This window comes from Streptomyces sp. NPDC096105 (assembly GCF_044763335.1).
Taxonomy (GTDB): domain Bacteria; phylum Actinomycetota; class Actinomycetes; order Streptomycetales; family Streptomycetaceae; genus Streptomyces.
Window position 1 is genome coordinate 192,593 of the sequence record NZ_JBIWGC010000011.1, and the last position, 22,288, is coordinate 214,880.

Here is a 22,288-nt window from a genome sequence, read left to right on the forward strand (position 1 = left end):
TCGGAGGTGATACGTGGCGACTACCCCTGCCCGTGGGACTCACACATCCCGGAGGAGATCCGAGCGGTGGACGGGCGGTTCAGGACCATCGGCCACCCGCGTGGGGCGCGGGTCAGCCGCCCGAGGGTCCGGTCCAGCCCTCCCGCACATGGCCGAGCCGCACTCGCTGCGGGTGGTCGCCGACCGGGACGGACGCGGTCTTCTCACCGGTCGCGAAGTCGATCGCCGTGACCCGGTCGGCGCCGCTCTCGGAGACCACGCAGGACTCCCCGTCGCCGCTGACGGTCGCCCAGTACGGCTTGGAGACGGTGACCAGCGGGCCGTGCTCGAAGGTGTCGCGGTCGACCACGGTCGCGTAGTCGTCCATGGTGCCCGCCACGCACAGCTTGGCGCCGTCGGGCTTCATGGTGATGCCGTGGTGACGGGAGTCGTTGACCCAGGTGGTGCGGTCCTCGCTGGTGTCCGGGTTCTTCGGCAGGGTCTTGACACGGGTGATCCGGTCGGCGGCGACGTCGTACTCGAAGAAGCCGTGGAAGAACGACACCTGGAAGTACAGCTTCGACTCGTCGGGGGAGAAGGCGGCGGGGCGGACCGCGTCCGAGTACTCCTTGAAACCCGCCGCGTCCAGCCGCTCCCGCATGTCGATGACCCGGACCTGCTCGAACGTCCGGGCGTCGGCGACCGTGATCTTGCGGTCGCCCTTCGTCCAGTCCAGCCAGGGCGCGTCCAGGTCGGTGTTCACCTCGCCGATGGACATGTTCCAGATGTAGCGGCCGTCCCGGCTGAAGACGTTCTCGTGCGGCTTGTCGCCGGTCTTGAACTTTCCCACCTCCTCGCCGGTCTCGATGTCCAGCACGTGCACCGTGTTGGACGTCGAGGCGGAGACGGCGACGCGCGTGCCGTCGGGCGACACGGCCATGTGGTCGGAGCGGTAACCGGACACCGGGAAGCGCCAGTTGACGCGTCCGGTGGCCAGGTCGAGGGAGACGACGTCCGCGAAGCTGGGCCGGGAGACGACCACCGAGGTGCCGTCCGGGGTGGAGTACATGTCGTCGACGAACTGGTCGTGGCCCTCGCCGACGGTGTTGCGGATCGCCATGAAGTAGATCCAGCGGATCGGGTTGGCGTTGATCTCCGCCATCCGCTGGTTCTTGTCGGGGATCACGTTGATCCGGCCGATCCGGCCGAGGTCACCGCCGGACTCGATGACGTCGGCGGTGCCGTCCCAGTTGTTGCCCACGAACAGCACCTCCCGCAGCCCGTCGGAGGGCGCGGCCGGGCCGGCGGCGCTCGCGACGGCTCCGGGGGCGGTGAGGGTCAGGGCGACGGCGGCGGCGAGGGTGCACAGATGCCTGCTGCGGATCGGCACGGCGGGTCTCCTCTGCGGGTGGGGGGTCATGATCTGGACATGTCAAACGGAGGGGGGGGAATCTGAACAGGCGCGCTTTCAGATTGAACTTACTGAAAAGTAGGGACGGTCAGGGGTTCTCCACAAGACCGCGGACACGACAACATTGCCGGGCGCGGGGAGAGGAGACCGGGTGGCGGACAGACTGAGCGCACCGAGCGGCCGGTACGCCGGGAAGTCCGCCGAGGAGCGGAGGGCCGAGCGGCGCCGCCGCTTCCTCGACGCGGCCCTCGAACTCTTCGGCGGCGGGCCCGGCTACCGGAACACCACCGTCGCCGCCCTCAGCGAGGCCGCCGGACTGTCCACCCGCCAGTTCTACGAGGAGTTCCGCACCCTGGAGGACGTCCTCGCCGCACTGCACCTCCAGGTCAACGACTGGGCCGAGGCGGCCGTCCTCGCCGCGGCGGCCGGGACGGCGGACGCCCCGCTCGCCGAGCGCGCCGCCGCCATTTTCCGCGCCTACGCGGCCGACGCCACCCGCGACCCGCGCCGCATCCGCATCGCCTTCGCCGAGATCATCGGGGTGAGCCCGCGCCTGGAGGAACAGCGGCTGGCCCGCCGCGCCCGCTGGGTCGACCTGATCTGTGCCGAAGCGGCCGCCGCCGTCGCCCGCGGCGAGGCCGCACCCCGCGACCACCGCCTCGCCGCGACCGGCTTCATCGGCAGCGTCAACGGACTGCTGCACGACTGGAACGCGGGATGGGTCGAGGCCACCCTCGACGAGGTCGTCGACGAACTGGTCCGCCAGCTCCTGGCGATTCTCCGTCCGCCGGAGATGCCGGAGATGCCGGAGATGCCGGAGACGCCGGAGACACCGGGGACGCCGGAGACACCGGGGAGGCCGGAGACACCGGGGAGGCCGGAGACACCGGAGGCGGAAACGCCGCGGACGCCGACTGCGGTGGGCGCGCCGAACCCGCCGAACCCCCCGGGCGCACCGGCGCGGACAGGTCGGCGAAGCGTCGACCCGTCGGCGTGAGGTCCCCCGCGAAGACGATCATCTGGTCGATCAGCCCCCGCCGCAGGTGGACGACGTCGGTCCCGGCGAGCCGGGGGCCATCGGGTCGAGCCCCTGCGGAAGCAGGGTGACGAACCCGGTCTTGAGCAGCACGTACGGGGCGTGTCCGCCGTCGGCGACGATGCCGGTGATCACCTTGCCGGGGCAGAGAACCTGGTCACCGCGGACGCAGTGGTCGCAGTGACCGCACGAGTCGTACAGGAACTGCCCGCCCACGGCCGTCCCGGCCTCCGCGAAGGTGACGCCGGGGCCGGTGGCCGCGACCACGCCGGTGATCTCGTGGCCCGGCACGACCGGGAAGCGGGCGAACGGACAGTGGCCGCGCAGCAGGTTCAGGCCGGTGAAGCAGACCCCGCACGCGGTGACCTTCACGAGCACCTCACCCGGGCCCGGCTCGGGGACCTCCGGTCCTGGAGGGCGAGCGGGGCGTCGGCCCCGACGGCGACGGCGGCGCGCATCATGACGAACACTCCGGAAGAGGGGGAGAGGCGGGCGGAGGATCGACGCCGCCCGCGGTACGTAACCAGCGTGACCTGGGGTTTCCCGGAGGTCCAATGCTTCCTTCGGCGCCTACGATGACGTCAGTGCGTCGGTGCAGGCAGCAGGGAAGAGGGCGGCATGGACGGCGGGCGGACGGATCCGGACCTGCGCCGGCTGCGCTCCTTCGTCGCCGTCGCCGAGCGCCTGCACTTCGGGCAGGCCGCGGCCGCCCTGCACGTCACCCGGCCCGCCCTGTCCCGGCAGATCCAGCAGCTGGAGCACGACCTCGGCGTGACCCTGTTCCGCCGCGACAGCCGCGAGGCCGCCCTCACGCCCGCGGGCGAGCAGTTCCTCCAGGACTCCCGGAACCTGCTGGCCGCCGCCCGCGCCGCGCGGACCCGGGTCCGGCGGATCGCGGCGGGGGAGGGCGTGCTCAAGGTCGGCTTCATGCTGAGCTCCGGCATCACCGCGCCGCTGCACGCCTTCTCCGCGCGGGAGCCGCAGGTGCGCGTCGAACTGGTCCGGCTGCGCTGATGGAGCCGGTCCGCCGCCCTGCTCGACGGCACCGCCGACGTCGGCTTCGTCCGCCTGCCGGTCGACGCGGAGCGGCTGCGCGTGCTGCCGCTGTACCGGGAGGGGATCTGCGCGGTGCTGCCCGTCCGGCACCCCCTGGCCGGCGAGGACGCGGTCGGGCTGCGCGCCCTCGCCGACGAACCTCTGCTGCGGTACGCGGGCGCCTCCCCGGCGTGGTCCGCCGTGCGGAACGCCGACCCCGCCCCGACGGCGCCCCCTGGCGGCACGGCCCGGACGTCCACGACTGGAGGAGATCCTGGCGTACGTCCGGGCCGGCAGCGGGACGGTGCTGGTGCCCGAGTCGGCCGCGGCGGTGTTCCCGCGCCCCGACATCGCTTACCTGCCGGTCACCGACGTGGCGCCCGGCACGGTCGCGCTCGCCTGGGACGGCAACCGCCCGTCCCCGCTCGTCGACACCTTCGTGGACGCGACGCGGGCGACGGCCTCCGGTGTCACTCGTCCCACGCCTGGATCAACACCTGCCCCGTGATCTTGCCGTCGCGCAACGTCAGCATCGACTCCGAGAGCACCCGCACACCGTCCGGGTAACGGCAGCTCTCGCAGTAGGCGGCGTGATCGCCCTGCACGACGCACGCTTCCAGCGCGTGCGTCATGTCGCGGCTGTAGACGTCGTCCAGCATCGCGGCGATCTCGTCCTTGCCGTGCAGCACCTTCGGGCGGCTCGGCCCGCTGACGTGGTCCACGACGCGCAGCTCGGCGTCGTCCGCGTACAGCGACTTCAGCATGTCCGGCGTGTCCGCCTCGATGCCCCGGCGCAGGGTGTCGGCACCGAACACGGGCTGTGCCCGGGTCGTCATGATGACCCACCTCCTCGGGAGGCCCCGGCCCGGATCAGGCCCCGTGGGCCTCACCTACGAGCGTCCTCCCCGAGACGGGCCGGGGCAAGCGCGACGCTTGGCCGGCGGGGGCGTGACGGGCTCGTTGTCAGTACCGGGCGGAATGCTCTGCCGCCATGAACAGACAGCAGTTCCGGCAGCTCGTCGAGGCGGCCCGCGACCAGGCTCCCGACCCGGACGACGCCGGGGACGTCGCCCGCCGGGCGAGCGCGCGGCCGGCGACACGACCGGCCGCGGAGACCGTCGCTGCCCAGCAGGTGCTGTGGGACCTGATGGCGGACTCCTGCACGAACCCCCTGTGGGCCGCCGCCTGCGTGATCGACGGTGGATGCTCCGACGACGGCTTCGACTGCTTCCGTGGCTGGTTGATCGCCCAGGGGCGGGAGGTCTTCGGGCGCGCGGTCGTCCGCCCCGACGCCCTGGCGGACCTGCCCGTCGTGCGCGCCTCGGCGGCCGACGGGCACTGCCTCGAGTGCGAGGAGGTGCTGAGCATCGTCTGGAACGCCCGCATCCGGGCGACCGGCCGGCGACTCGCCGGCGATGCGTTCACCATTCGCTATCCGGAGCTGGATCCCACCTGGGACTTCGACTTCGACGACCACGCCGAGACGACACGCCGACTGCCGCGCCCGGCAGCCCTCCACCTGGAGTGAGCGGAGACGCGCGCTCGCTGAGCGACGGGGCGGAGGTTCCCGGCGAGGAGGCGCCGACCGGCGGCCGCGCACGGACCCCGGGCCCGGGGGCGCCTGCCCGCGGAGGGCGTCCTCGGGGCAGGCGGGGGACCAGCCCCGCGTCCCCGGCCCGTTTCACCCCGCCGTGGCCAAGAACTGCGTAGCGGCCAGCTCCCCGTACAACGGGTCCGAGGCGACCAGCTCCCGGTGGGTGCCGACCGCCCGCACGCGTCCCGCGTCCATCACCACGATGCGGTCGGCCGCCGTCACCGTGGACAGGCGGTGGGCGACCACCAGGACCGTCGTCGTACGCGCGACGTCCGCCACGGTGTCCCGCAGCGCCGCCTCGTTGACCGCGTCGAGCTGGGAGGTCGCCTCGTCGAGCAGCAGCAGGCGGGGGCGGCGGAGCAGGGCGCGGGCGATGGCGACCCGCTGCCGCTCGCCGCCGGACAGCTTGGTGCCGCGGTGGCCGACGAGGGTGCCGAGCCCGTCCGGCAGCCGGGCGACCAACCCGTCCAGCCGGGTCGTGGCGAGCACACGGGTCAGCGTCTCCTCGTCCGCGCCGGGGTTGCCCAGCAGCAGGTTGTCCCGCAGGGAACCCGACAGCACCGGCGCGTCCTGCTCGACGTACCCGATCGCCGCCCGCAGCTCCGGCAGGTCCCAGTCGGTGAGGTCCCGGCCGTCGACGGTGATCACGCCGGACTCGGGGTCGTAGAACCGCTCGATGAGGGAGAACACCGTCGTCTTGCCCGCGCCCGACGGGCCGACGAACGCGGTCAGGCCCCGCGCGGGCACGGTGAACGTCACCCCGTGGTGGACGTACGGCAGGTCGTCGGCGTAGCGGAACCGCACCTCCTCGAAGGCGACGGCCGCCGGGGCGGCGCCGGGCGACGGCAACGCGGCGGGCGGCGCGGCCGGTTCGGCGGGCAGCCGCAGCGCCTCCTGGATCCGGGCGAGCGCCGCGCTGCCCGCCTGGTACTGCGTGACCGCGCCGACGACCTGCGAGATCGGCGCCATGAGGTAGAACACGAACAGCAGGAACGCCACCAGCGTCCCGATGTCGATGGCGCCGGTCGCCACCCGCGCGCCGCCCACCGCCAGCACCGTGATGAACGCGAGCTGCATCGCGAGTCCCGCCGTGTTGCCCGCCGCGGCCGACCACTTGGCGGCCCGCACGCTCATCCGCCACGACGCGCGCGCCGCGTCGTGCAGCGTCCGCTCCTCCCGGGGCTCGGCGCCGGACGCCTTCACCGTGCGCAGCGCGCCCAGCACCCGCTCCAGCGAGGCCCCCATCACGCCCACCGCGTCCTGCGCCTGCCGGGACGCCCGCCGGATCCGCGGCACGATCACCCCGAGCATCGCCCCCGCCAGCGCGATCACCCCCAGCGTGACCGCCAGCAGCACCGGCTCCACGTAGCCCATCAGCACCACGGTGGCGATCAGGGTGAGGCCGCCCGTGCCCAGCCCGATCAGCGAGTCGGTGGTCACCTCCCGCAGCAGCGTGGTGTCGGAGGTGACGCGGGCCATCAGATCACCCGGCTCGGCCCGGTCCACGGCGGCGATCCGCAGCCGCAGCAGGTACGACGACAGCGTGCGCCGCGCCCCGAGCACCACCGACTCCGCCGTGCGCCGCAGCACGTACGACCCCACCGCGCCCAGCACCGCGTTGGCGGTCACCAGCGCCGACATCAGCAGCAGCGCCCCGGTGACGGCCCGGTCCGCCGCGAGGTCGTCGATCAGTTCCCGGGCCACCAGCGGCAGCGCCAGCCCCGTCGCGCCGGTCACCAGCGACAGCACGGCGCCGCCCAGCAGCGCCCACCGGTGCGGCCGTACGTACGACAGCAGCAGCCGCCAGGCCGGCGGTCCTGACCGGTCCCCGGCAATGCTCACGAGCCCCCCTCGGCGTCGGACGGATGTTCAGGCTACGTCGCCCGGGCAGGCGCACCGCACGGTGGGCGGCACAGCCGATCATTCCCGCGTAGGGTCGGGGGAGACGGACCCGGCCGATGAAGGAGTCAGCACCATGGCCCAGGAAGTACGCGGCGTGATCGCACCCGGCAAGGACGAGCCGGTACGGATCGAGACGGTCGTCGTACCCGACCCGGGACCCGGCGAGGCGGTCGTGCGCGTCCAGGCATGCGGGGTGTGCCACACGGACCTGCACTACAAACAGGGCGGCATCAACGACGACTTCCCCTTCCTCCTCGGCCACGAGGCCGCGGGTGTCGTCGAGTCGGTGGGCGACGACGTCACCGACGTGCGGCCCGGCGACTTCGTGATCCTCAACTGGCGGGCCGTGTGCGGAAGTTGCCGTGCCTGCCTGCGCGGACGCCCCTGGTACTGCTTCGACACGCACAACGCGCGGCAGAAGATGACGCTGACCGACGGCACCGAGCTCACCCCGGCGCTGGGCATCGGCGCCTTCGCCGAGAAGACCCTGGTCGCCGCCGGACAGTGCACCAAGGTCGACCCGGCCGTCGCGCCGCAGGTCGCCGGGCTGCTCGGCTGCGGCGTGATGGCCGGCATCGGCGCCGCGATCAACACCGGCGACGTGGGCCGCGGCGACTCGGTCGCCGTCATCGGCTGCGGCGGCGTCGGCGACGCGGCCATCGCCGGCTCCCGGCTGGCCGGCGCGGCGAAGATCATCGCCGTCGACATCGACGACCGCAAGCTGGACAAGGCGCGCTCCATGGGCGCCACCCACACGGTCAACTCGCGGCAGAAGGACCCCGTCGAGGCGATCCGCGAGCTCACCGGCGGTTTCGGCGCCGACGTCGTCATCGAGGCCGTCGGCCGCCCCGAGACCTACCGGCAGGCCTTCTACGCCCGCGACCTGGCGGGCACGGTCGTCCTGGTCGGCGTGCCCACCCCGGAGATGAAGATCGAACTGCCCCTGGCGGACGTCTTCGGCCGTGGCGGCTCCCTCAAGTCCTCCTGGTACGGCGACTGTCTGCCGTCCCGGGACTTCCCGATGCTGATCGACCTGCACCTCCAGGGCCGCCTGGACCTGGGCGCGTTCGTCACCGAGACCATCGCCCTGGACGAGGTGGAAAAGGCGTTCGAGCGGATGCACCACGGCGACGTGCTGCGCTCGGTGGTGGTGCTGTGATGGCCGCCCGCATCGAACGACTCGTCACCTCCGGCCAGTTCCGCCTCGACGGCGGCACCTGGGACGTCGACAACAACGTGTGGATCGTGGGCGACGACCACGAGGCCGTCGTCATCGACGCGGCCCACGACGCCGACGCCATCGCCGAGGCGGTGGGCGACCGGCGCCTGACCGCCATCGTGTGCACCCACGCCCACAACGACCACATCGACGCCGCGCCCGCCCTCGCCGAGCGCACCGGAGCCACGATCTGGCTGCACCCCGACGACCTGCAGCTGTGGAAGCAGACCCACCCGGACCGCGACCCCGACGCCTGGCTGGCCGACGGACAGGTCATCGAGGCCGGCGGCGCCGACCTCACCGTGCTGCACACCCCGGGCCACGCGCCGGGCGCGGTCTGCCTCCACGACCCGGGGCTGGCGACCGTGTTCACGGGCGACACCCTCTTCCAGGGCGGCCCCGGCGCCACCGGCCGTTCCTTCTCGCACTTCCCGACGATCATCGACTCCATCCGGGACCGGCTGCTCACCCTGCCGCCGGAGACCAAGGTCCTCACCGGGCACGGCGATCCGACCACCATCGGCGCCGAGGCCCCGCACCTGGACGAGTGGATCGCCCGGGGCCACTGAGCGGGACGGCACGCGCCCGGACGCCGCCGCGTCCGGGCGCGTGCGGGTGAACCCGCCGAAGACGCGGGTGACCCCGCGGAAAAACCGACAGAGGATGTCCGGCTTACCCGTCACGCTTCTCGTCGACAGACGGACACGAGTGCAGGAGGCTGTACATGACGGAGCGGTTGAGGGACAAGGTCGCGCTGGTGGCCGGGGCGACCCGGGGAGCCGGACGGGGCATCGCCGTGGAACTCGGCGCGGCGGGCGCCACGGTGTACGTCACGGGCCGCACCACCCGCGCCCGCCGCTCCGAGTACGACCGGCCCGAGACGATCGAGGACACCGCCGACCTGGTCACCGAGGCGGGCGGCCGGGGCATCGCCGTCCCCACCGACCACCTCGAACCGGCACAGGTGAAGGCGCTCGTCGACCGGATCGCCGCCGAACAGGGCCGTCTCGACGTCCTCGTCAACGACATCTGGGGCGGCGAGACGCTCTTCGACTGGGACGCCCCCGTCTGGGAGCACGACCTCGACAAGGGACTGCGGCTGCTGCGCCTCGCGGTGGAGACCCACGCGATCACCAGTCACCACGCCCTGCCGCTGCTGCTGCGCCGCCCCGGCGGCCTGGTCGTCGAGGTCACCGACGGCACCGCCGCGTACAACCGCGACCACTACCGGGTCTCCTTCTTCTACGACCTCGCCAAGTCCTCGGTGCTGCGCATGGCGTTCGCCCTGGGCCACGAACTCGGCCCGCGCGGTGCCACCGCCGTCGCCCTCACCCCCGGCTGGCTGCGCTCCGAGATCATGCTCGACCACTTCGGGGTGCGGGAGGACGACTGGCGCGACGCGCTCGACAAGGTGCCGCACTTCGCCATCTCCGAGACACCGCGCTACGTGGGCCGCGCCGTCGCCGCGCTCGCCGCCGACCCCGACGTCTCCCGCTTCAACGGCGCCTCCCTGTCCAGCGGCGGTCTCGCCCAGGAGTACGGCTTCACCGACCTCGACGGCAGCCGCCCCGACGCCTGGCGCTACCTGGTCGAGGTGCAGGACGCGGGCAGGCCGGCCGACGTGACCGGCTACCGCTGACCCTCCCGGCGCCGGCAGGTCGGAAAAGGACTTGCGGCGGTGATCGTCCGAGCGGCTACCGTCCCTCCATGACGACGGACACAGGGCGCTTCGCGGGGTACGGGGTTCTCATCACCGGGGCGGCACGCGGCATCGGCGCCGCCACCGCGACACGGTTCGCCGAGGAGGGCGCGCGCGTCCTGATCGCGGACGCCGACCCGGAGGCGGGGGAGCGCACGGCGGCGGAGCTGCGCGACCGCGGACTCACGGTCCGGGCCGTCGCCTGCGACGTGACCGGCCAGGCGTCGGTCGAGGCGGCGGTGGCCCACGCCGTACGCGCCTTCGGCTCGCTCGACGTACTGGTGAACAACGCCGCGCACTGCACCCCGGACGCGCACCGCTTCGAGGACGAGCCGGAGGAGGAGTGGGCCGCGGACCTGGACGTCACCCTCACCGGCGCCTACCGCTGCTGCCGCGCCGCCCTGGAGCACCTGGAGGCCTCCGGCCGGGGCGCGATCGTCACCATCGGCTCGGTCAACGGGCTCCAGGACTTCGGCAACCACGCCTACAGCGCCGCCAAGGCGGGTCTGATCTCCCTCACCCGGACCCTCGCCGGCCACGCGGGACCCCGCGGCGTCCGGGTCAACCTCGTGGCGCCCGGCACGGTCCGCACCCGCGCCTGGGCCGGCCGGTCCGACGACCTGGCGGCGATCTCGGAGCTCTACCCCCTGGGCCGCGTCGGCGAGCCGGAGGACATCGCGGCGGCCGTCGCCTTCCTCGCCTCCCGCGACGCCTCCTGGATCACCGGCACCACCCTGGTCGTCGACGGCGGCATCACGGCCGTCAACCACGGCTTCCACCGGGCGGCGGACCACACCGGAAGACGACGGACCCCGCACCCCGGGGACCCCGCGTGACCCGGTTCACGCCGAGGCACCCGGCGTGACGGACACAACGGTCCGGTCGCGGGTACAACCGAATGCCCCCCTCCGCCGTCTACCTGGCAGAGTGCGCGAGCCGGCGCACGTTTCCTCGGGAAAGGCAGAACAGCTCATGGGGGAGATGCGCAGACGGGGTGTCGTCGCCCTGGGGGTCACCGCTCTGGTGGCTCCGCTCACCCTCGCGCTCGGTGCGACGCCGGCCCAGGCCGCCAGTTGCACCAAGTCGGCGGGGCCGTACCAGAAGAAGGTGGAGAAGTTCCTCGGCCGCCCGGTCGACGGCAAGCAGTCCGCCGCCGACTGCAAGGCCGTCCGGGCTTTCCAGAACAAGCACGGCATCAGGCCCAACATCGGGTACGCCGGCCCCGTGACCTGGGGCGTGATGAACCTGATGAACAAGCAGAAGGCCGTCGGGAAGAACCCGAACAAGGCAGGCGCGTGCCCCACCAACAAGGGGCGCATCGCCTGCGTCAACCTCACCCTCCAGCTGAGCTGGATCCAGGACGGCAAGAAGCTCGTGTACGGCCCGGTCCCGGTCCGCACCGGGCGTGACGGCCACGAGACCCGTACCGGTCTGAAGAAGGTCTACTGGCGGAACAAGAACCACGTCTCGACCATCTACGACGTGCCCATGCCCTACAGCCAGTTCTTCGACGGCGGGCAGGCCTTCCACTCCGCCGGCGTCAGCATGTGGAACCCGCCCGGTTCCCACGGGTGCGTCAACATGACCACGACCACGGCCAAGAAGTACTGGTCGCTGCTGAAGAAGGGCGACGACGTCTACGTGTACGGCCGCAAGCCGGGCACCTGACGCCCCTCGGCGCCCGGCCCGCGGGCCGGGCGCTCCCGCGTCCTGCCGGTGTGAACTCGCCCACCTTGCACGGGAGATGGACGTGATCAGCGACACTGTCCGAATTGTCCGATAAGTGTGCGATCACTCACGGCGTCTTCACCTCGGGGGACGTATGCTTCACGGTATGTCCACCACTGTTGAACCTACCTCCGAGCGATCGGCTGCCGAGGTCAACGAGGAGATCCGGGCCCTGTGGCTCCGGTCGGGCGGGACACTCAGCGTCGAACAGCGCGAGGAGTACCAGCGCCTGGTCCAGGAGTGGGCCTCGGCCCTTCCTCCGGCGGCCAAGGCCGCCTGACCGGCCTCGGCATCACGATCGGGCACCCGTGGGCGCACGGGTGCCCTTCACGCTCACCCCCAGGTCGCCGAGTACTGCCGCCGGTACGCCTTGCGGTCCTGCTCGGCCCTGATCCACCGCGACGCCACCAGCGCCACCAGGCTTCCGCCCGTCACCAGCAGCCCCGGGCCCACGTTCCGCGGGTCGGCCAGCCGCGACACCAGCGTCGACGGGTCCGGCAGGATGCCCCGCACCGGCGCCGACGACCCCGGTCCGGCCGCGTCCGGCGCCGCCACGCCCTGCGACGGCGCCGGGCCCTCGCCGTCCGCCCCGGGCACCACGATCAGCTTCAGGTCCAGGTCCGCCAGCGCCTTCGTCACCGGCTGGAAGTACGTCGTGCCGCCCGAGCGGCAGTCGCCGCTGCCTCCGGAGGTGACGCCGAGCGCGATCCCCTCGGAGAACATCGGCCCGCCGCTGTCCCCGGGTTCCGCGCACACGTCCGACTCGATCAGCCCGCCGACCGTCCCCTCCGGGTAGTTCACCGTCACGTCGAGCGCGGTCACCTCCCCGTCGCGCAGCCCGCTGGTGCTGCCGCTGCGGAAGATCCGCTGCCCCACCGCAGGGTCGGCCACCCCGGTGATCCGCACGCCCTTGCCGCCGCCCACCGCGACCACCCCGGCGTTCCCACCCGCCCGGCCGCCCTCGTACGCGATCAGCGAGTAGTCGTCGCCCGGGAAGCTGCCGCCGACGGTGGTGCCGACCTTCTGCCGGTCCCCGTCGCCGGAGAACCACACCGACCCCTGTGGCCCGCAGTGCCCGGCCGTGAGGATGAACTCCCGCTCCCCGTCGGTGACGTTGAACCCGGCCGAGCAGCGGCCGGCCGTCGACAGCACGGGCAGCCCTCCGTTGAGGCGGGTGGTGAAGGCGCCCCCGACCCGCTCCGTGCGGACGAAGTCGCCGATGCCGTCGGCCACGTCGGTCAGCGCCGACCAGTCGTCCGCGGACACCGTGCTGTCCCCGCGCACCACCACCTGGTTCGACCGGTAGTCCTTCAGCCACGCCGTGCCGGGCACCCGCGGCGCCGAACCCAGCGTCTTGGTCGCGGAGTCGAAGTCGTCCATGCTGTGCCGCACCAGCTTCGGCTCGGCGCCCGCCGCCCGCACCTCGGCCGCCGCCTCCGCGTCGGTCACCGCGACCACCGTCCGGCCGTCGGAACCCACCCAGGTGCCCGCCGTGCGGGACGTGCCGAGACGCCGGACCAGGGCGGCGCCCGGCCCCGCCGGGGCCTTGTCCGCGGGGGAGGCGGTGGAGAACGGGACGGCACCGGGCGTGCCGGGCTCACTCGCCACGGCGTGCGTGACCATCGTGCCGCCCAGCAGGAGTCCGCCGACGGCCGCCAGCCGTGTCACTCGCCGGACCACCCGTCGTCGTGCGTGCCTCATGTGCATGGCTCCAGAACCTCGACAGCGCGGTGCGCGCACCGCGGGGGCCTCCCTCGAGCCGGGCGCCCCTTGTCCATACGGCCCCGGAGCCCGCCGTGTTCAGCGCGGGCGCGACCGTGTTCGCCTCAGCCGCCCGTCCGCGCCGCGGAGCCGGGCACGGGCAGGCCCAGTGCGGCCGCGGTGCGGGCGTCGCCCCAGACGGACGCCGGGTCGGCGTAGGGACGCAGCAGCGCGGTGAGCCCCGGGTCGCCGTCCCCGCGCAGCGCGTCACCGGCCGCCTTGCGGGCGATCCCGGCGAGGAAGTCCGCCAGTTGCACCCGCGGGTCGTCCCGCGCGACGACCAGCCGCACCTCCGCCAGGGCGACGCCGGACCGCCGGGCGGTCTCCTCGATCCACGCGAGGCGCCCGGGCGTCAGCAGGTTCTGCCGGTCGTGCACCAGCCGCACCGGCCGGCGCCCGCGCCCGCACCAGTACGCGGCCGTGGCGACGATCGCCGGGAGCAGCGGGTTGAGCACCGGGATGCGCACCGCCGGGCCGTCGAGCAGCCCCGCCCGGTACGCCTCGGCCCGCCGGCGCCCCGCCACCAGCCGTTCCAGCACCGGGCCCGCGTCCGTACCGGCGTACATCCGGCACAGCTCGTCCAGGGTCTCGAAGAACAGCGGCACCGAGGACCCCGGCTCCGCCCCGTTGCGGGTGCGCAGCAGCCGGTTCGCCACGGACAGGAACCGCTGCCAGTCCTCCGCCCCCAGCGCCTCCCGGCCCGTGCGGTACAGCTCCGCCGCCGCTCCCGGGTCGCCGAGGAGCACGGAGGCCAATCGGTCCACCACGAAGAACGACTTCTCGGTGAGGTGCACGCGCGCCGCGCCGTGCAGCGGCCCGCCCGGCGCGAGGAACCACTCCAGCACCGCCCGGTGCTTCTCCCGCAGCAGATGGGTCGCCTTGTACTCGGAGGCCGGGGAGCGGATCCGGTCGCGGATCTCCCGCAGGGCGCCGGCCGCGGCCGGCACGGGGACGCGCACCCCGGCGTGCGCGAACACGTCGGTGTTCCCGCCGGTCAGGTTCTCGCCGTCCGACCCCGACTCGTCGCAGGCGATCTCCAGGACCGTCCCGTCACCGTCGCCGGGCGGCGCCGCGACATCCTGATGTGGGTCCACACCACGCCCCCTATCGTGTGTTGCATGACCAGGATCCCGCACGGCACGTCCGGTGAACCGAATCCCCTCGAGGCCCTTTCCCTGGATCAGCTGCGCCGCCGCACCAGCATGAAGTGGCGGACCCACCCCGACGACGTCCTCCCCGTGTGGGTGGCCGAGATGGACGTGGCGCTCGCGGAACCGGTCGTGCGCGCGGTCACCGACGCGATGGCGACCGGTGACACCGGGTACCCGGCCGGGACCGCGTACGCCGAGGCGCTGGCCGCCTTCGCCGGCAAGCGGTGGAACTGGCCCGGGCTCGCCGTGGAGCGCACCGCGATCGTGCCGGACGTGATGCTGGGCGTGGTCGAGATGCTCCGGCTGGTCACCGGGCCCGGCGACCCGGTCGTGGTGAACCCGCCGGTCTACCCGCCCTTCTACGACTTCGTGCGGCACGCGGACCGCCGGGTCGTCGAGGCGCCGCTCGGCGCGGACGCGCGGCTCGACCCGGACGTCCTGGAGCGTGCCTTCCGGGAGGCGACGGCCGGCGGCGGGCGGGCCGCGTACCTGCTGTGCAGCCCGCACAACCCCACCGGCACCGTGCACACCGCCGACGAGCTGACGGCGGTGGCGGCGCTCGCCGAGCGGTACGGCGTGCGGGTCGTCGCCGACGAGATCCACGCGCCGCTGGTGCTCGGCGGCGCACGGTTCGTGCCGTACCTGAGCGTGCCCGGCGGCGAGCGCGGCCTGTCGCTGATGTCGGCGTCCAAGGCGTGGAACCTGGCCGGGCTGAAGGCGGCCCTCGCCGTCGCCGGGCCCGGGGCGGGCGACGACCTGGCCCGGATGCCGGAGGTGGTCGGCCACGGTCCGAGCCACGTCGGCATCCTCGCCCACACGGCCGCCCTGCGCGACGCCACCAGCTGGCTGGATGCCCTGCTCGAGGGCCTGGACGCCAACCGCCGGCTGCTCACCGAGCTGCTCGCCGAGCACCTGCCGGCCGTCCGGTACCGTCCGGGCGACGCCACCTACCTCGCCTGGCTCGACTGCCGCGGCCTCGGCCTGGGCGACGACCCCGCCGAGGCGTTCCTCGACCACGGCCGGGTGGCGCTGACCGGCGGGCTGCCGTTCGGCGCGGGCGGCGCGGGCCACGCCCGGCTGAACCTCGCGACCTCGCCCGAGGTGCTCACCGAGGCGGTGCGCCGGATGGCGGCCGCCGTGCGCGCGGCGGGCGGCACCCGTGTCTGACGCCTCCTTCGCCCACCCGCGGCTCGCCGCCCTCTACGACCCGCTCGACCCCGACCGCGGCGACCTCGACGCCTATCTGCGCATGGCGCGGGAGTTCGGCGCCCGTACGGTGCTGGACATCGGCTGCGGCACGGGCGTGTTCGCGCTGCTCCTCGCGGACGAGGGCATCGACGTCGTGGGCGTCGACCCCGCCGGCGCCTCCCTCGACGTCGCCCGCGCCAAGCCGGGCGCCGATCGGGTCCGCTGGATCGAGGGGGACGCCACGGAACTGCCCCCGCTCGCGGCCGACCTGGCCACGATGACGGCGAACGCCGCCCAGGAGATCACGGACCCCGGCGCCTGGCACGCCACCCTGCGCGGCGCCCGCGCGGCCCTGCGTCCCGGCGGACGCCTGGTTTTCGAGACCCGCGACCCGGCCCGGCGCGCGTGGGAGACCTGGACCCGCGAGCAGTCGTACGTCAGCGCCGACGTGCCGGGCGTCGGCCGGGTGGAGAGCTGGCACGAAGTGACCCGTGTGGACGGCCCGTCGGTGACGTTCCGTACGACGTACGTGTTCACGTCGGACGGGGAGACGCTGGTCTCGGACTCGACCCTGCGGTTCCGGGAGCGGAAGGAGGTCGAGGCGGACCTCGCGGACCACGGCTACGTGCTGGAGGAGGCGCGGGACGCACCCGACCGCCCCGGCCGGGAGCTCGTGTTCGTCGCCCGCCGCCCGTAGCAGGGCCGGACGGCTCCCGGCGGGACATGCCGGAGCCGGCCTAGACTCGGGGCATGGACGACGCGTTGCGGGACCGGCTCGGAGCAGGGAAGTACCTGCTGCTCACCAGCTACCGGAGGAACGGCACGCCCGTCGCCACCCCGGTGTGGGTGGTGCGCGACGGCGACGCGCTGGGCGTGTGGACCGCGGCCGGCTCGTGGAAGGTCAAGCGGATCCGCGCCCGGAAGGACGTCCTCGTGGGACCGTGCGACCTGCGCGGCAACCCGACCGGCGACCAGGTCCCGGCCACCGCGGAGATCTGCGACGCGGCCACGACCGCCCGCTACCGGCAGTTGATCGCCCGCAAGTACGGGCTGACGGGCCGCCTCACCCTGCTGGGCAGCCGGCTGCGCCGGGGCCTGGACGGCACGGTGGGCATCCGCGTCACCCTGTGAACCCACGTCCCGCGTACGGCCGTCGGCGCCGGAGCTGTCAGGTCCAGGCTCGCAGCGGCTCGTCCACCAGTTGGAACACCGGCTCACCGCGCACCGGGTCCTCGGCCGTCGACAGCCGCACCCGGTCACCGCTGTGGATGCCGATGGGCGGGCCCATGACCCGGCCCCGCACCACGAACCCCTCGGCCATCTCTATCAGCGACACGTTGCGCGCGGCGGGGGTGTTGCGGTGCAGCACCGTCGAGTGGCGCACCGTGCCGAAACCCGCGCTGCGCTCCGTCCGCAGGTCGCTGCCCTGACAGACCGGGCACAGCAGCCGGTGGTACATCGCCGTGCGGCACCAGGTGCAGCGCTGGAAGAGCATGGCCTCCTGGTCGCCGCCCCGCGACTCGGGGCCCTGCGGTTCGAGCAGGCGCGTCGTGGAGCCGGCTGCCCGCTGAGCGACGCTTCCTGAGAAGTGGTACACGCTGGTCAACTCCCTGCACTCGGCCGGACTTCCACGTGCACGGTCCCGCCCGGGCACGCGCCTGCCCGGTGGCCGTGCCACCGCGCACGGCCACAGGTTATGGCACTGAGTGTCACGAGTAAAGGCACTCAGTACCCTCTTTCTTCGGGGCGAGGGCCGCTTCCGGGGAGCCCCGGCGCCTGACGGGAACGTGACGGGTCTGAGTCCACGAGAGCCGGGCATACGGGCAACACCTCTACGGAAGGAGCTCGTTCATGCTCGGCATAGTCGCGGCGGTGCTGTTCTTCATCGCCTTCCTGATCAACGCGGCGGAGATCGGGACCAATGAGGTGTTCTCCTCGGTGAACGTGATGCTGCTGGGGCTGACCGCCCTGGCCCTGCACGTCGCCGGCATCGGGGCGGGCCGGCCCGGCAGACGCTGACCCCTCCCCGGCCGGGGGCCCGGCGCACACGCGTCGCCGGGCCCCCGTTCGTCAGCCGCAGGCGCGGGGGCTGGTCCACAGCTGACGGAACTGCTCGACGTACCGGTCGGTGACCCAGCCGCCGACGACACGGAGCATCGCGTCGCCGGCGCGGGTCGCGGAGTTCTCGGTCGGGTCGTACGAGCCGACGAACACGGCCTTGCGCCACTGGCCGGCGTACTTCGCGTCGCACACGATCAGCTTGTTGTGGCTGTGGCCGTCGCAGTGGACGTCGGACGAGGCGATGCCCCGGCCGCCGAGGCGCTGGCGGTCGCGTCGATCCCGCCCCTGATCCTGGAGACGAGTTGCGCGGGTACGCCAGTCGGAGACCACCGGCTGATGACAGGAGGGGTGCCGCTCCGCGGTGTGGTGTCTTCGGCAGGTCCGCGGACCGCGGGGATGCCGTGCCGGTGACCGCGCGGCTGTGCGTCGGTTCCGGAACCGTCCCTAAGATCGACGCACGCCGCCCCGAGGAGTCCCCATGCGCGCCACCCGCCCCCGCGTCCTGTACGTCACCGACCTGGCCTACCCGGCCCGGGGGCGGCGGTACTGCGACGAGGACATCTTTCTCACCTCCCGGCTGCGCGAGGAGTTCGATCTCGCCCTGTGCCATCCGCGGGACGCCGTCGCCCTGATGGGCGGGTTCGACGGGGTCGTGGTGCGGAACAGCGGGCCGGTGCTGGGGTATCCCGACGCCTACCGGGAGTTCCGCACGCGGGCCCTCGCGACCGGCACGCCGGTGTACAACCCGCTCACCGGGCGCGGGGACATGGCCGGCAAGCAGTACCTGCTGGACCTGACCGACGCCGGGCTGCCGGTGATCCCCACCGTCGGCCGGACCGAGGACCTGCACCGGCTGCCCCGCGCGGAGCGGTACGTCGTCAAGCCGCGGCTCGGCGCCGACTCGCACGGGCTGCGGATCGTCCCGGCCGCCGAGGCGTCCGCCCCCGCCGACGGCGACGTCCTCGTGCAGCCGTACATCGACTTCGCCTACGAGGTGTCGTTCTACTTCGTCGACCAGGACTTCCAGTACGCCCTTCACGCCCCGGACCCCGCCGCGCGCTGGCGGCTGGAGCCCTACCGGCCCACCCCCGGCGACCTCGGCTTCGCCCGGCGGTTCATCGAGTGGAACACCCTCGGCCACGGCATCCAGCGGGTCGACGCCTGCCGGGCGCCGGACGGCGAACTCCTGCTCGTCGAGCTGGAGGACCTCAACCCCTACCTGTCGCTCGACGCCCTCGACGACGCGACCCGGAACGCGTTCGTCGCCGCGATGACGGCGTCCCTGCACCGCTTCCTGCGCGAGGCCGAGGGCGCCCGGGGCTGAACCGGCCGGCCCCGGTCACGTGTCTCGCCCGCCGCGGGCGGCTCGCCTCCCCCGTGCGGTCACTCCCGCGGCACGCGAATGTCCAGCACGCACACGTCGTCCCGCCGCTCGTCCTCCAGCATCACGTCCAGGAGGGTGCCCAGGGAACCCGGGGTGTCCTCGGGGTGGGCGGCCGCGGCGTCGGCGAGGCGGGTGAGGCCGGTGTCGATGTTCTCCGGGGGGCGCTCGACCAGGCCGTCGGTGTACAGGAGCAGGCGGTCGCCCGGTTCGAGGCGGTGCTCGGTCTCCTCGAAGTACGGGGCGGAGGTGGCGCCCAGCAGCATGCCTCTGGGCCGGTGCAGATACGTCGCCTCGCCGCCGCGCAGCAGCAGCGGCGGCGGGTGACCGGCCTGCGCCCACACCAGCCGGCGGCCCGCCGCGTGGTAGCGGGCGATGACCATCGTCGCGGTGCCGTGGGCGTCCCGGGAGTGCAGCAGCAGCGAGTTGAGCCGGGACAGCGCGCCCTTCAGCGACGAGCCCGTGCTCACCATGCCCTTCGCCGTGAAGCGGAGCTGCGCCATCGTGGCGACCGCGTCCACGCCGTGGCCGGCCACGTCCCCGACGACGAACAGGGCGTCCCCGTCGGGAAGTTCCACGGCGCTGAACCAGTCGCCTCCGACGTGTATGCCGGCCTGCGCGGGCAGATAGGCGACCTCGACGCGCAGCCCGGACAGGTCCACGACCTTGTCGGGCAGCGGCAGCAGCGCGTTCTGCAGCCGGGCGACCAGGACCCGCTCCGACTGGAGCACGTCGTGCTGGGTGAGGTTCACCCGCTCGCTCTCCACCAGCGCCAGTTCCGCCCGCCGCCGCGCGGTCAGGTCCTGCACGACCCCGTGCACCTCGACCGGGGTGCCGTGCGTGTCCGCCACCACCTCGGCGACCAGCCGCAGATGCCGTACGCCGTGTCCGCCGCGGACCCGGAACAGCGCGTCGAACGGCTGCCCCTCGCGCAGCAGGGCCTCGACGGCGGCCCCCAGCGCCGGCCGGTCCTCGGGCAGCGCCAGACCGGGGACGTCGGCGAGCCGGGCCGGTCCGTCCGCCGGGTCCCGGTCGAGGATCGTGAAGACCTGCGCCGACCAGGACGCCTCCTCCCGCGCCAGGTTCCAGTTGGCCCAGCCGATGTTGCCGAGCCGCTGCAGCTCCGCCAGCCGCTGCTCCTGCCGGTCCGAGGAGGCGTGCCGCAGCCAGGTGACGACCAGCGCGTCCTCCAGCCGCGTCACCCGCACCGAGTAGGTGGCCAGCTCGGTGACCCCGTCCACGGTCTCCTGGTGCGCGAACGGCTCGCTCTCGTACGGCCCGCCGCCCTCCAGGGTGTCCAGGCAGCCCTGCCACATCGGGACATCCGTGAGGTCGGGCCGCACCTCGCGCAGCCGCCGGCCGGCCGGGTCGCCCGAGGATCCGCCGAGGAGGTCGGCCGCCTGGGCGGTGGCCGCTTCGACGCGGAAGTCCTCCACGTCGCCGGAGGCCCCGGTGACGGGCGTCAGCAGCATCGCGGGAACCGGCAGCGCCGCGAACAGCGACCGGACGGCGTCCGTCCCGGCGTCGCGGGCCGACGTCGCCGGCGAGGTGAAGGTACGCACGCGTCCCGCGCACAGCCGGACGACGCCCTCCAGATGCGCGCGGTCGCGCGGGGTGAAGACGTCGGGGCGTCCGCGCAGCACGCCGATGCACACGTCGGAGCCGTCCCCGGCGCGCAGCGGCAGCCAGACCCGGGACTGCCACCGCTCGGGCGGCTCGCCGATCAGCAGGTAGCGCCTGCTGTCCTCGGAGTAGTTCTCCAGCCAGCGCGGTTCGCCCGTCAGCAGGGCGTCCGCCATGGCCATCCCGCTGGACGGGGGCACCTGACGCCAGCGGGCGGCGAGCCCGTCGTCGATGCCGGCGTGCCCGGCCAGCACCAGGCCGCCGCCGGAGCGGCGGACGTAGATCATCACCGAGTCGGCGTCCAGGTCCGGGGCGAGATGGTCCCGCAGGCACTCGGCGAGCGCCTGGTGCGTCTCCACGTGGACCAGGGCGCGGCCCAGGCGGCTCAGGGCGTCGGCGACGTCGTCGGACCCGGCGAAGGGCGCCGGGGCGTCCGCCGCGGACATGACGGCCGCCGCGTCCCCGGGTCCGCCCTCCGGGCGGGGAGCGGCCGCGTCCTCGCACGGCCGGGCGGGCGCCAGCTCACCCAGGGTGATCCAGCACTCCTCCAGCAGGGTGCGGCGGGCGGCCTTGGCGCGCTGGTACAGGATCTCCTCAGCGGCGTCCGCGGTGCAGCCGGACAGAGCCATCACGACGCCCTTGGCGCGCTCCACGGCCACCGTCGTCGCGGCCTGCTCGCGGAGCCGGTCCATCTCGGCGCGCTGCTGGGCGACGACCCTGGCCAGTTCGACCACGTCCGGGACCGTGCCGGGCCCGACCTGGACAAAGCGATCGCTCTTCACGCACCGAGCATTGCACACCCGCCCGTGTTCGTTGACCGGCTTGTCACCAGGGACTGCCGGTCCTGGCCGGTCCGTGGCGGCCCGGACGCGACCGCGCGGGGGCGGGGCGGCCCGTACGGGCGCGGGACCGGGCCGCCGGGCCGTGCACGGTCAGCGGGCGCTCTCGTCCAGGGCCCGGGCGACCGCCCGGACGCTCCGCGCGATGTGCTGGAGCTGCGTCAGCTCGGCCGCGTACAGCTTGATCGTGTGCTCGATCACCCCCTCGTGCAGGCCCAGCCGGGGCAGGTCCGCGCGGGCGGTCTGCAGCGCGGTGCGCGCCACCCGTATCTCGTGCTCGACCTGGATCCGGGCATGCCGGGCCAGCAGCACGGGGTGCCGGACGAACGCCGGGTAGCTCGCGTAGCGCGCCGGGACCAGCTCGCGCAGCCACCTGGCCGCCGAGCGTTCCCAGTCGTAGCTCCCGGGGGTCTTGACCTGGCGGGGCCAGTCGGGTCCGAGGCGCGTGGACGTCACAGGCATGATCTTCGCTTCCGGGTGTGCGGCGCCGCCGGCGCGGGCGACGGGGTGGGGCGGCCCCGGTCCAGGGCACGACCGGGGCCGCCACGGGTGGCCGGGCAGGGGAGGCCCGGCCGGACACCCCGGCCGCCGGCACGGGTGGGAGCCGGCGGCCGCGGGCGTTCGTGCGGGTGCCCGGAGGAGGCCGGTGCGGGCGGCCGCGGCGACGGGTGCGTGCAGCGC

At 73.8% G+C, this 22,288-nt stretch carries 23 protein-coding genes and 4 pseudogenes; 16 read left to right on the forward strand and 11 right to left on the reverse strand.

Going from position 1 to position 22,288, the window contains the following annotated elements; translation table 11 throughout:
• Window positions 1-112: 112 nt before the first annotated feature.
• Entirely contained in the window at window positions 113-1,369 is a 1,257-nt protein-coding gene (locus ACIQ8B_RS19650) for a YncE family protein (protein ID WP_403548298.1), read from the reverse strand.
• 172 nt (window positions 1,370-1,541) lie between these two features.
• Here ACIQ8B_RS19650 and ACIQ8B_RS19655 point away from each other — a divergent pair.
• Window positions 1,542-2,180: pseudogene (locus tag ACIQ8B_RS19655) on the forward strand (TetR/AcrR family transcriptional regulator); the annotation flags it as partial.
• 196 nt (window positions 2,181-2,376) lie between these two features.
• Here the strand turns inward: ACIQ8B_RS19655 and ACIQ8B_RS19660 are convergent.
• A pseudogene (locus tag ACIQ8B_RS19660) lies at window positions 2,377-2,472 on the reverse strand (nuclear transport factor 2 family protein); the annotation flags it as partial.
• A gap of 71 nt (window positions 2,473-2,543) precedes the next feature.
• Window positions 2,544-2,804, reverse strand: a pseudogene (locus ACIQ8B_RS19665) (alcohol dehydrogenase catalytic domain-containing protein); the annotation flags it as partial.
• Window positions 2,805-3,044: 240 nt separating this feature from the next.
• Here ACIQ8B_RS19665 and ACIQ8B_RS19670 point away from each other — a divergent pair.
• The 3 genes and pseudogenes from ACIQ8B_RS19670 to ACIQ8B_RS19680 all read left to right on the forward strand — a co-directional run bounded on the left by ACIQ8B_RS19670 (window position 3,045) and on the right by ACIQ8B_RS19680 (window position 3,969).
• Complete coding sequence (locus ACIQ8B_RS19670; protein ID WP_403548300.1) at window positions 3,045-3,440, forward strand: LysR family transcriptional regulator; 396 nt, start codon at window positions 3,045-3,047, stop codon at window positions 3,438-3,440.
• A gap of 54 nt (window positions 3,441-3,494) precedes the next feature.
• Window positions 3,495-3,638, forward strand: a pseudogene (locus ACIQ8B_RS19675) (LysR substrate-binding domain-containing protein); the annotation flags it as partial.
• Window positions 3,639-3,771: 133 nt separating this feature from the next.
• Window positions 3,772-3,969: a hypothetical protein gene (locus ACIQ8B_RS19680; protein WP_403548302.1), complete on the forward strand. Its 198-nt coding sequence runs from the start codon at window positions 3,772-3,774 to the stop codon at window positions 3,967-3,969.
• On the opposite strand, the gene ACIQ8B_RS19685 is transcribed toward ACIQ8B_RS19680, so the two are convergent.
• Complete coding sequence (locus ACIQ8B_RS19685; protein ID WP_290003250.1) at window positions 3,932-4,297, reverse strand: nuclear transport factor 2 family protein; 366 nt, start codon at window positions 4,295-4,297, stop codon at window positions 3,932-3,934. The two genes, ACIQ8B_RS19680 and ACIQ8B_RS19685, sit on opposite strands and share 38 nt — an antisense overlap.
• Before the next feature lie 155 nt (window positions 4,298-4,452).
• Between ACIQ8B_RS19685 and ACIQ8B_RS19690 the strand changes: the two genes are divergently transcribed.
• Window positions 4,453-4,989 (forward strand): DUF4240 domain-containing protein, encoded by a 537-nt coding sequence (locus ACIQ8B_RS19690; protein WP_403548304.1) that lies wholly within the window; start codon window positions 4,453-4,455, stop codon window positions 4,987-4,989.
• A gap of 153 nt (window positions 4,990-5,142) precedes the next feature.
• Here ACIQ8B_RS19690 and ACIQ8B_RS19695 read toward each other — a convergent pair whose 3' ends face one another.
• Entirely contained in the window at window positions 5,143-6,897 is a 1,755-nt protein-coding gene (locus ACIQ8B_RS19695; RefSeq protein WP_403548306.1) for an ABC transporter ATP-binding protein, read from the reverse strand.
• 133 nt (window positions 6,898-7,030) lie between these two features.
• On the opposite strand from ACIQ8B_RS19695, the gene ACIQ8B_RS19700 reads away from it, so the two are divergent.
• The 6 genes from ACIQ8B_RS19700 to ACIQ8B_RS19725 all read left to right on the forward strand — a co-directional run bounded on the left by ACIQ8B_RS19700 (window position 7,031) and on the right by ACIQ8B_RS19725 (window position 11,883).
• Window positions 7,031-8,116 carry an S-(hydroxymethyl)mycothiol dehydrogenase gene (locus ACIQ8B_RS19700; RefSeq protein ID WP_290003255.1) on the forward strand — a complete coding sequence of 362 codons (1,086 nt, stop codon included), beginning with the start codon at window positions 7,031-7,033 and terminating at the stop codon, window positions 8,114-8,116.
• Window positions 8,116-8,745: an MBL fold metallo-hydrolase gene (locus tag ACIQ8B_RS19705; protein ID WP_290003256.1), complete on the forward strand. Its 630-nt coding sequence runs from the start codon at window positions 8,116-8,118 to the stop codon at window positions 8,743-8,745. Before ACIQ8B_RS19700 ends, ACIQ8B_RS19705 begins: the two co-directional genes overlap by 1 nt.
• A 155-nt stretch (window positions 8,746-8,900) precedes the next feature.
• Window positions 8,901-9,815 carry an SDR family oxidoreductase gene (locus ACIQ8B_RS19710; protein ID WP_290003259.1) on the forward strand — a complete coding sequence of 305 codons (915 nt, stop codon included), beginning with the start codon at window positions 8,901-8,903 and terminating at the stop codon, window positions 9,813-9,815.
• Window positions 9,816-9,883: 68 nt separating this feature from the next.
• Window positions 9,884-10,711, forward strand: a complete 828-nt coding sequence (locus tag ACIQ8B_RS19715) for an SDR family NAD(P)-dependent oxidoreductase (RefSeq protein WP_403548309.1) — start codon at window positions 9,884-9,886, stop codon at window positions 10,709-10,711.
• 136 nt (window positions 10,712-10,847) lie between these two features.
• Window positions 10,848-11,543 carry a L,D-transpeptidase family protein gene (locus ACIQ8B_RS19720; protein WP_290003263.1) on the forward strand — a complete coding sequence of 232 codons (696 nt, stop codon included), beginning with the start codon at window positions 10,848-10,850 and terminating at the stop codon, window positions 11,541-11,543.
• Window positions 11,544-11,697: 154 nt separating this feature from the next.
• Window positions 11,698-11,883 (forward strand): hypothetical protein, encoded by a 186-nt coding sequence (locus tag ACIQ8B_RS19725; RefSeq protein WP_106411074.1) that lies wholly within the window; start codon window positions 11,698-11,700, stop codon window positions 11,881-11,883.
• Between the two features lie 53 nt (window positions 11,884-11,936).
• Here the strand turns inward: ACIQ8B_RS19725 and ACIQ8B_RS19730 are convergent, their stop codons facing one another.
• Window positions 11,937-13,304 carry a S1 family peptidase gene (locus ACIQ8B_RS19730; protein WP_403548312.1) on the reverse strand — a complete coding sequence of 456 codons (1,368 nt, stop codon included), beginning with the start codon at window positions 13,302-13,304 and terminating at the stop codon, window positions 11,937-11,939.
• 125 nt (window positions 13,305-13,429) lie between these two features.
• Window positions 13,430-14,458 carry a hypothetical protein gene (locus ACIQ8B_RS19735; protein WP_403548314.1) on the reverse strand — a complete coding sequence of 343 codons (1,029 nt, stop codon included), beginning with the start codon at window positions 14,456-14,458 and terminating at the stop codon, window positions 13,430-13,432.
• A 24-nt stretch (window positions 14,459-14,482) separates the two neighbouring features.
• Here ACIQ8B_RS19735 and ACIQ8B_RS19740 point away from each other — a divergent pair, with 24 nt between their 5' ends.
• From ACIQ8B_RS19740 to ACIQ8B_RS19750, 3 genes are read left to right on the forward strand one after another with little or no spacing between them, the layout of a single operon-like run.
• On the forward strand, window positions 14,483-15,682 hold the full coding sequence (locus ACIQ8B_RS19740) for a MalY/PatB family protein (protein ID WP_403548316.1): 1,200 nt from the start codon (window positions 14,483-14,485) through the stop codon (window positions 15,680-15,682).
• Window positions 15,675-16,400, forward strand: a complete 726-nt coding sequence (locus ACIQ8B_RS19745) for a class I SAM-dependent methyltransferase (RefSeq protein ID WP_403548318.1) — start codon at window positions 15,675-15,677, stop codon at window positions 16,398-16,400. Before ACIQ8B_RS19740 ends, ACIQ8B_RS19745 begins: the two co-directional genes overlap by 8 nt.
• 53 nt (window positions 16,401-16,453) lie before the next feature.
• The gene (locus ACIQ8B_RS19750; RefSeq protein ID WP_403548320.1) at window positions 16,454-16,834 is read left to right on the forward strand and encodes a PPOX class F420-dependent oxidoreductase; all 381 of its coding nucleotides are present in this window, start codon (window positions 16,454-16,456) and stop codon (window positions 16,832-16,834) included.
• Between the two features lie 37 nt (window positions 16,835-16,871).
• Here ACIQ8B_RS19750 and ACIQ8B_RS19755 read toward each other — a convergent pair whose 3' ends face one another.
• Window positions 16,872-17,300 (reverse strand): Zn-ribbon domain-containing OB-fold protein, encoded by a 429-nt coding sequence (locus tag ACIQ8B_RS19755; RefSeq protein ID WP_290003272.1) that lies wholly within the window; start codon window positions 17,298-17,300, stop codon window positions 16,872-16,874.
• A gap of 254 nt (window positions 17,301-17,554) precedes the next feature.
• Between ACIQ8B_RS19755 and ACIQ8B_RS19760 the strand changes: the two genes are divergently transcribed.
• The gene (locus ACIQ8B_RS19760) at window positions 17,555-17,722 is read left to right on the forward strand and encodes a hypothetical protein (RefSeq protein WP_290003274.1); all 168 of its coding nucleotides are present in this window, start codon (window positions 17,555-17,557) and stop codon (window positions 17,720-17,722) included.
• Window positions 17,723-17,773: 51 nt separating this feature from the next.
• On the opposite strand, the gene ACIQ8B_RS19765 is transcribed toward ACIQ8B_RS19760, so the two are convergent.
• The gene (locus tag ACIQ8B_RS19765) at window positions 17,774-18,094 is read right to left on the reverse strand and encodes a hypothetical protein (RefSeq protein WP_403548322.1); all 321 of its coding nucleotides are present in this window, start codon (window positions 18,092-18,094) and stop codon (window positions 17,774-17,776) included.
• 148 nt (window positions 18,095-18,242) lie between these two features.
• Between ACIQ8B_RS19765 and ACIQ8B_RS19770 the strand changes: the two genes are divergently transcribed.
• A complete protein-coding gene (locus tag ACIQ8B_RS19770) occupies window positions 18,243-19,088 on the forward strand; it encodes a hypothetical protein (protein ID WP_403548324.1) in 846 nt (281 codons plus the stop codon).
• 59 nt (window positions 19,089-19,147) lie between these two features.
• On the opposite strand, the gene ACIQ8B_RS19775 is transcribed toward ACIQ8B_RS19770, so the two are convergent.
• Complete coding sequence (locus ACIQ8B_RS19775) at window positions 19,148-21,460, reverse strand: SpoIIE family protein phosphatase (protein WP_403548337.1); 2,313 nt, start codon at window positions 21,458-21,460, stop codon at window positions 19,148-19,150.
• Between the two features lie 240 nt (window positions 21,461-21,700).
• A complete protein-coding gene (locus ACIQ8B_RS19780; RefSeq protein ID WP_290003279.1) occupies window positions 21,701-22,069 on the reverse strand; it encodes a hypothetical protein in 369 nt (122 codons plus the stop codon).
• Between the last annotated feature and the right edge of the window lie 219 nt (window positions 22,070-22,288).

What these genes read in the sequence shown, in the direction of transcription:
- ACIQ8B_RS19670 (WP_403548300.1), top strand. Translation starts at nt 3,045, where the DNA reads ATGGACGGCGGGCGGACGGATCCGGACCTGCGCCGGCTGCGCTCCTTC.
- ACIQ8B_RS19685 (WP_290003250.1), bottom strand. Translation starts at nt 4,297, where the DNA reads ATGACGACCCGGGCACAGCCCGTGTTCGGTGCCGACACCCTGCGCCGG.
- ACIQ8B_RS19690 (WP_403548304.1), top strand. Translation starts at nt 4,453, where the DNA reads ATGAACAGACAGCAGTTCCGGCAGCTCGTCGAGGCGGCCCGCGACCAG.
- ACIQ8B_RS19700 (WP_290003255.1), top strand. Translation starts at nt 7,031, where the DNA reads ATGGCCCAGGAAGTACGCGGCGTGATCGCACCCGGCAAGGACGAGCCG.
- ACIQ8B_RS19705 (WP_290003256.1), top strand. Translation starts at nt 8,116, where the DNA reads ATGGCCGCCCGCATCGAACGACTCGTCACCTCCGGCCAGTTCCGCCTC.
- ACIQ8B_RS19710 (WP_290003259.1), top strand. Translation starts at nt 8,901, where the DNA reads ATGACGGAGCGGTTGAGGGACAAGGTCGCGCTGGTGGCCGGGGCGACC.
- ACIQ8B_RS19715 (WP_403548309.1), top strand. Translation starts at nt 9,884, where the DNA reads ATGACGACGGACACAGGGCGCTTCGCGGGGTACGGGGTTCTCATCACC.
- ACIQ8B_RS19720 (WP_290003263.1), top strand. Translation starts at nt 10,848, where the DNA reads ATGGGGGAGATGCGCAGACGGGGTGTCGTCGCCCTGGGGGTCACCGCT.
- ACIQ8B_RS19725 (WP_106411074.1), top strand. Translation starts at nt 11,698, where the DNA reads ATGCTTCACGGTATGTCCACCACTGTTGAACCTACCTCCGAGCGATCG.
- ACIQ8B_RS19730 (WP_403548312.1), bottom strand. Translation starts at nt 13,304, where the DNA reads ATGAGGCACGCACGACGACGGGTGGTCCGGCGAGTGACACGGCTGGCG.
- ACIQ8B_RS19740 (WP_403548316.1), top strand. Translation starts at nt 14,483, where the DNA reads ATGACCAGGATCCCGCACGGCACGTCCGGTGAACCGAATCCCCTCGAG.
- ACIQ8B_RS19750 (WP_403548320.1), top strand. Translation starts at nt 16,454, where the DNA reads ATGGACGACGCGTTGCGGGACCGGCTCGGAGCAGGGAAGTACCTGCTG.
- ACIQ8B_RS19760 (WP_290003274.1), top strand. Translation starts at nt 17,555, where the DNA reads ATGCTCGGCATAGTCGCGGCGGTGCTGTTCTTCATCGCCTTCCTGATC.
- ACIQ8B_RS19770 (WP_403548324.1), top strand. Translation starts at nt 18,243, where the DNA reads ATGCGCGCCACCCGCCCCCGCGTCCTGTACGTCACCGACCTGGCCTAC.
- ACIQ8B_RS19775 (WP_403548337.1), bottom strand. Translation starts at nt 21,460, where the DNA reads ATGGACCGGCTCCGCGAGCAGGCCGCGACGACGGTGGCCGTGGAGCGC.
- ACIQ8B_RS19780 (WP_290003279.1), bottom strand. Translation starts at nt 22,069, where the DNA reads ATGCCTGTGACGTCCACGCGCCTCGGACCCGACTGGCCCCGCCAGGTC.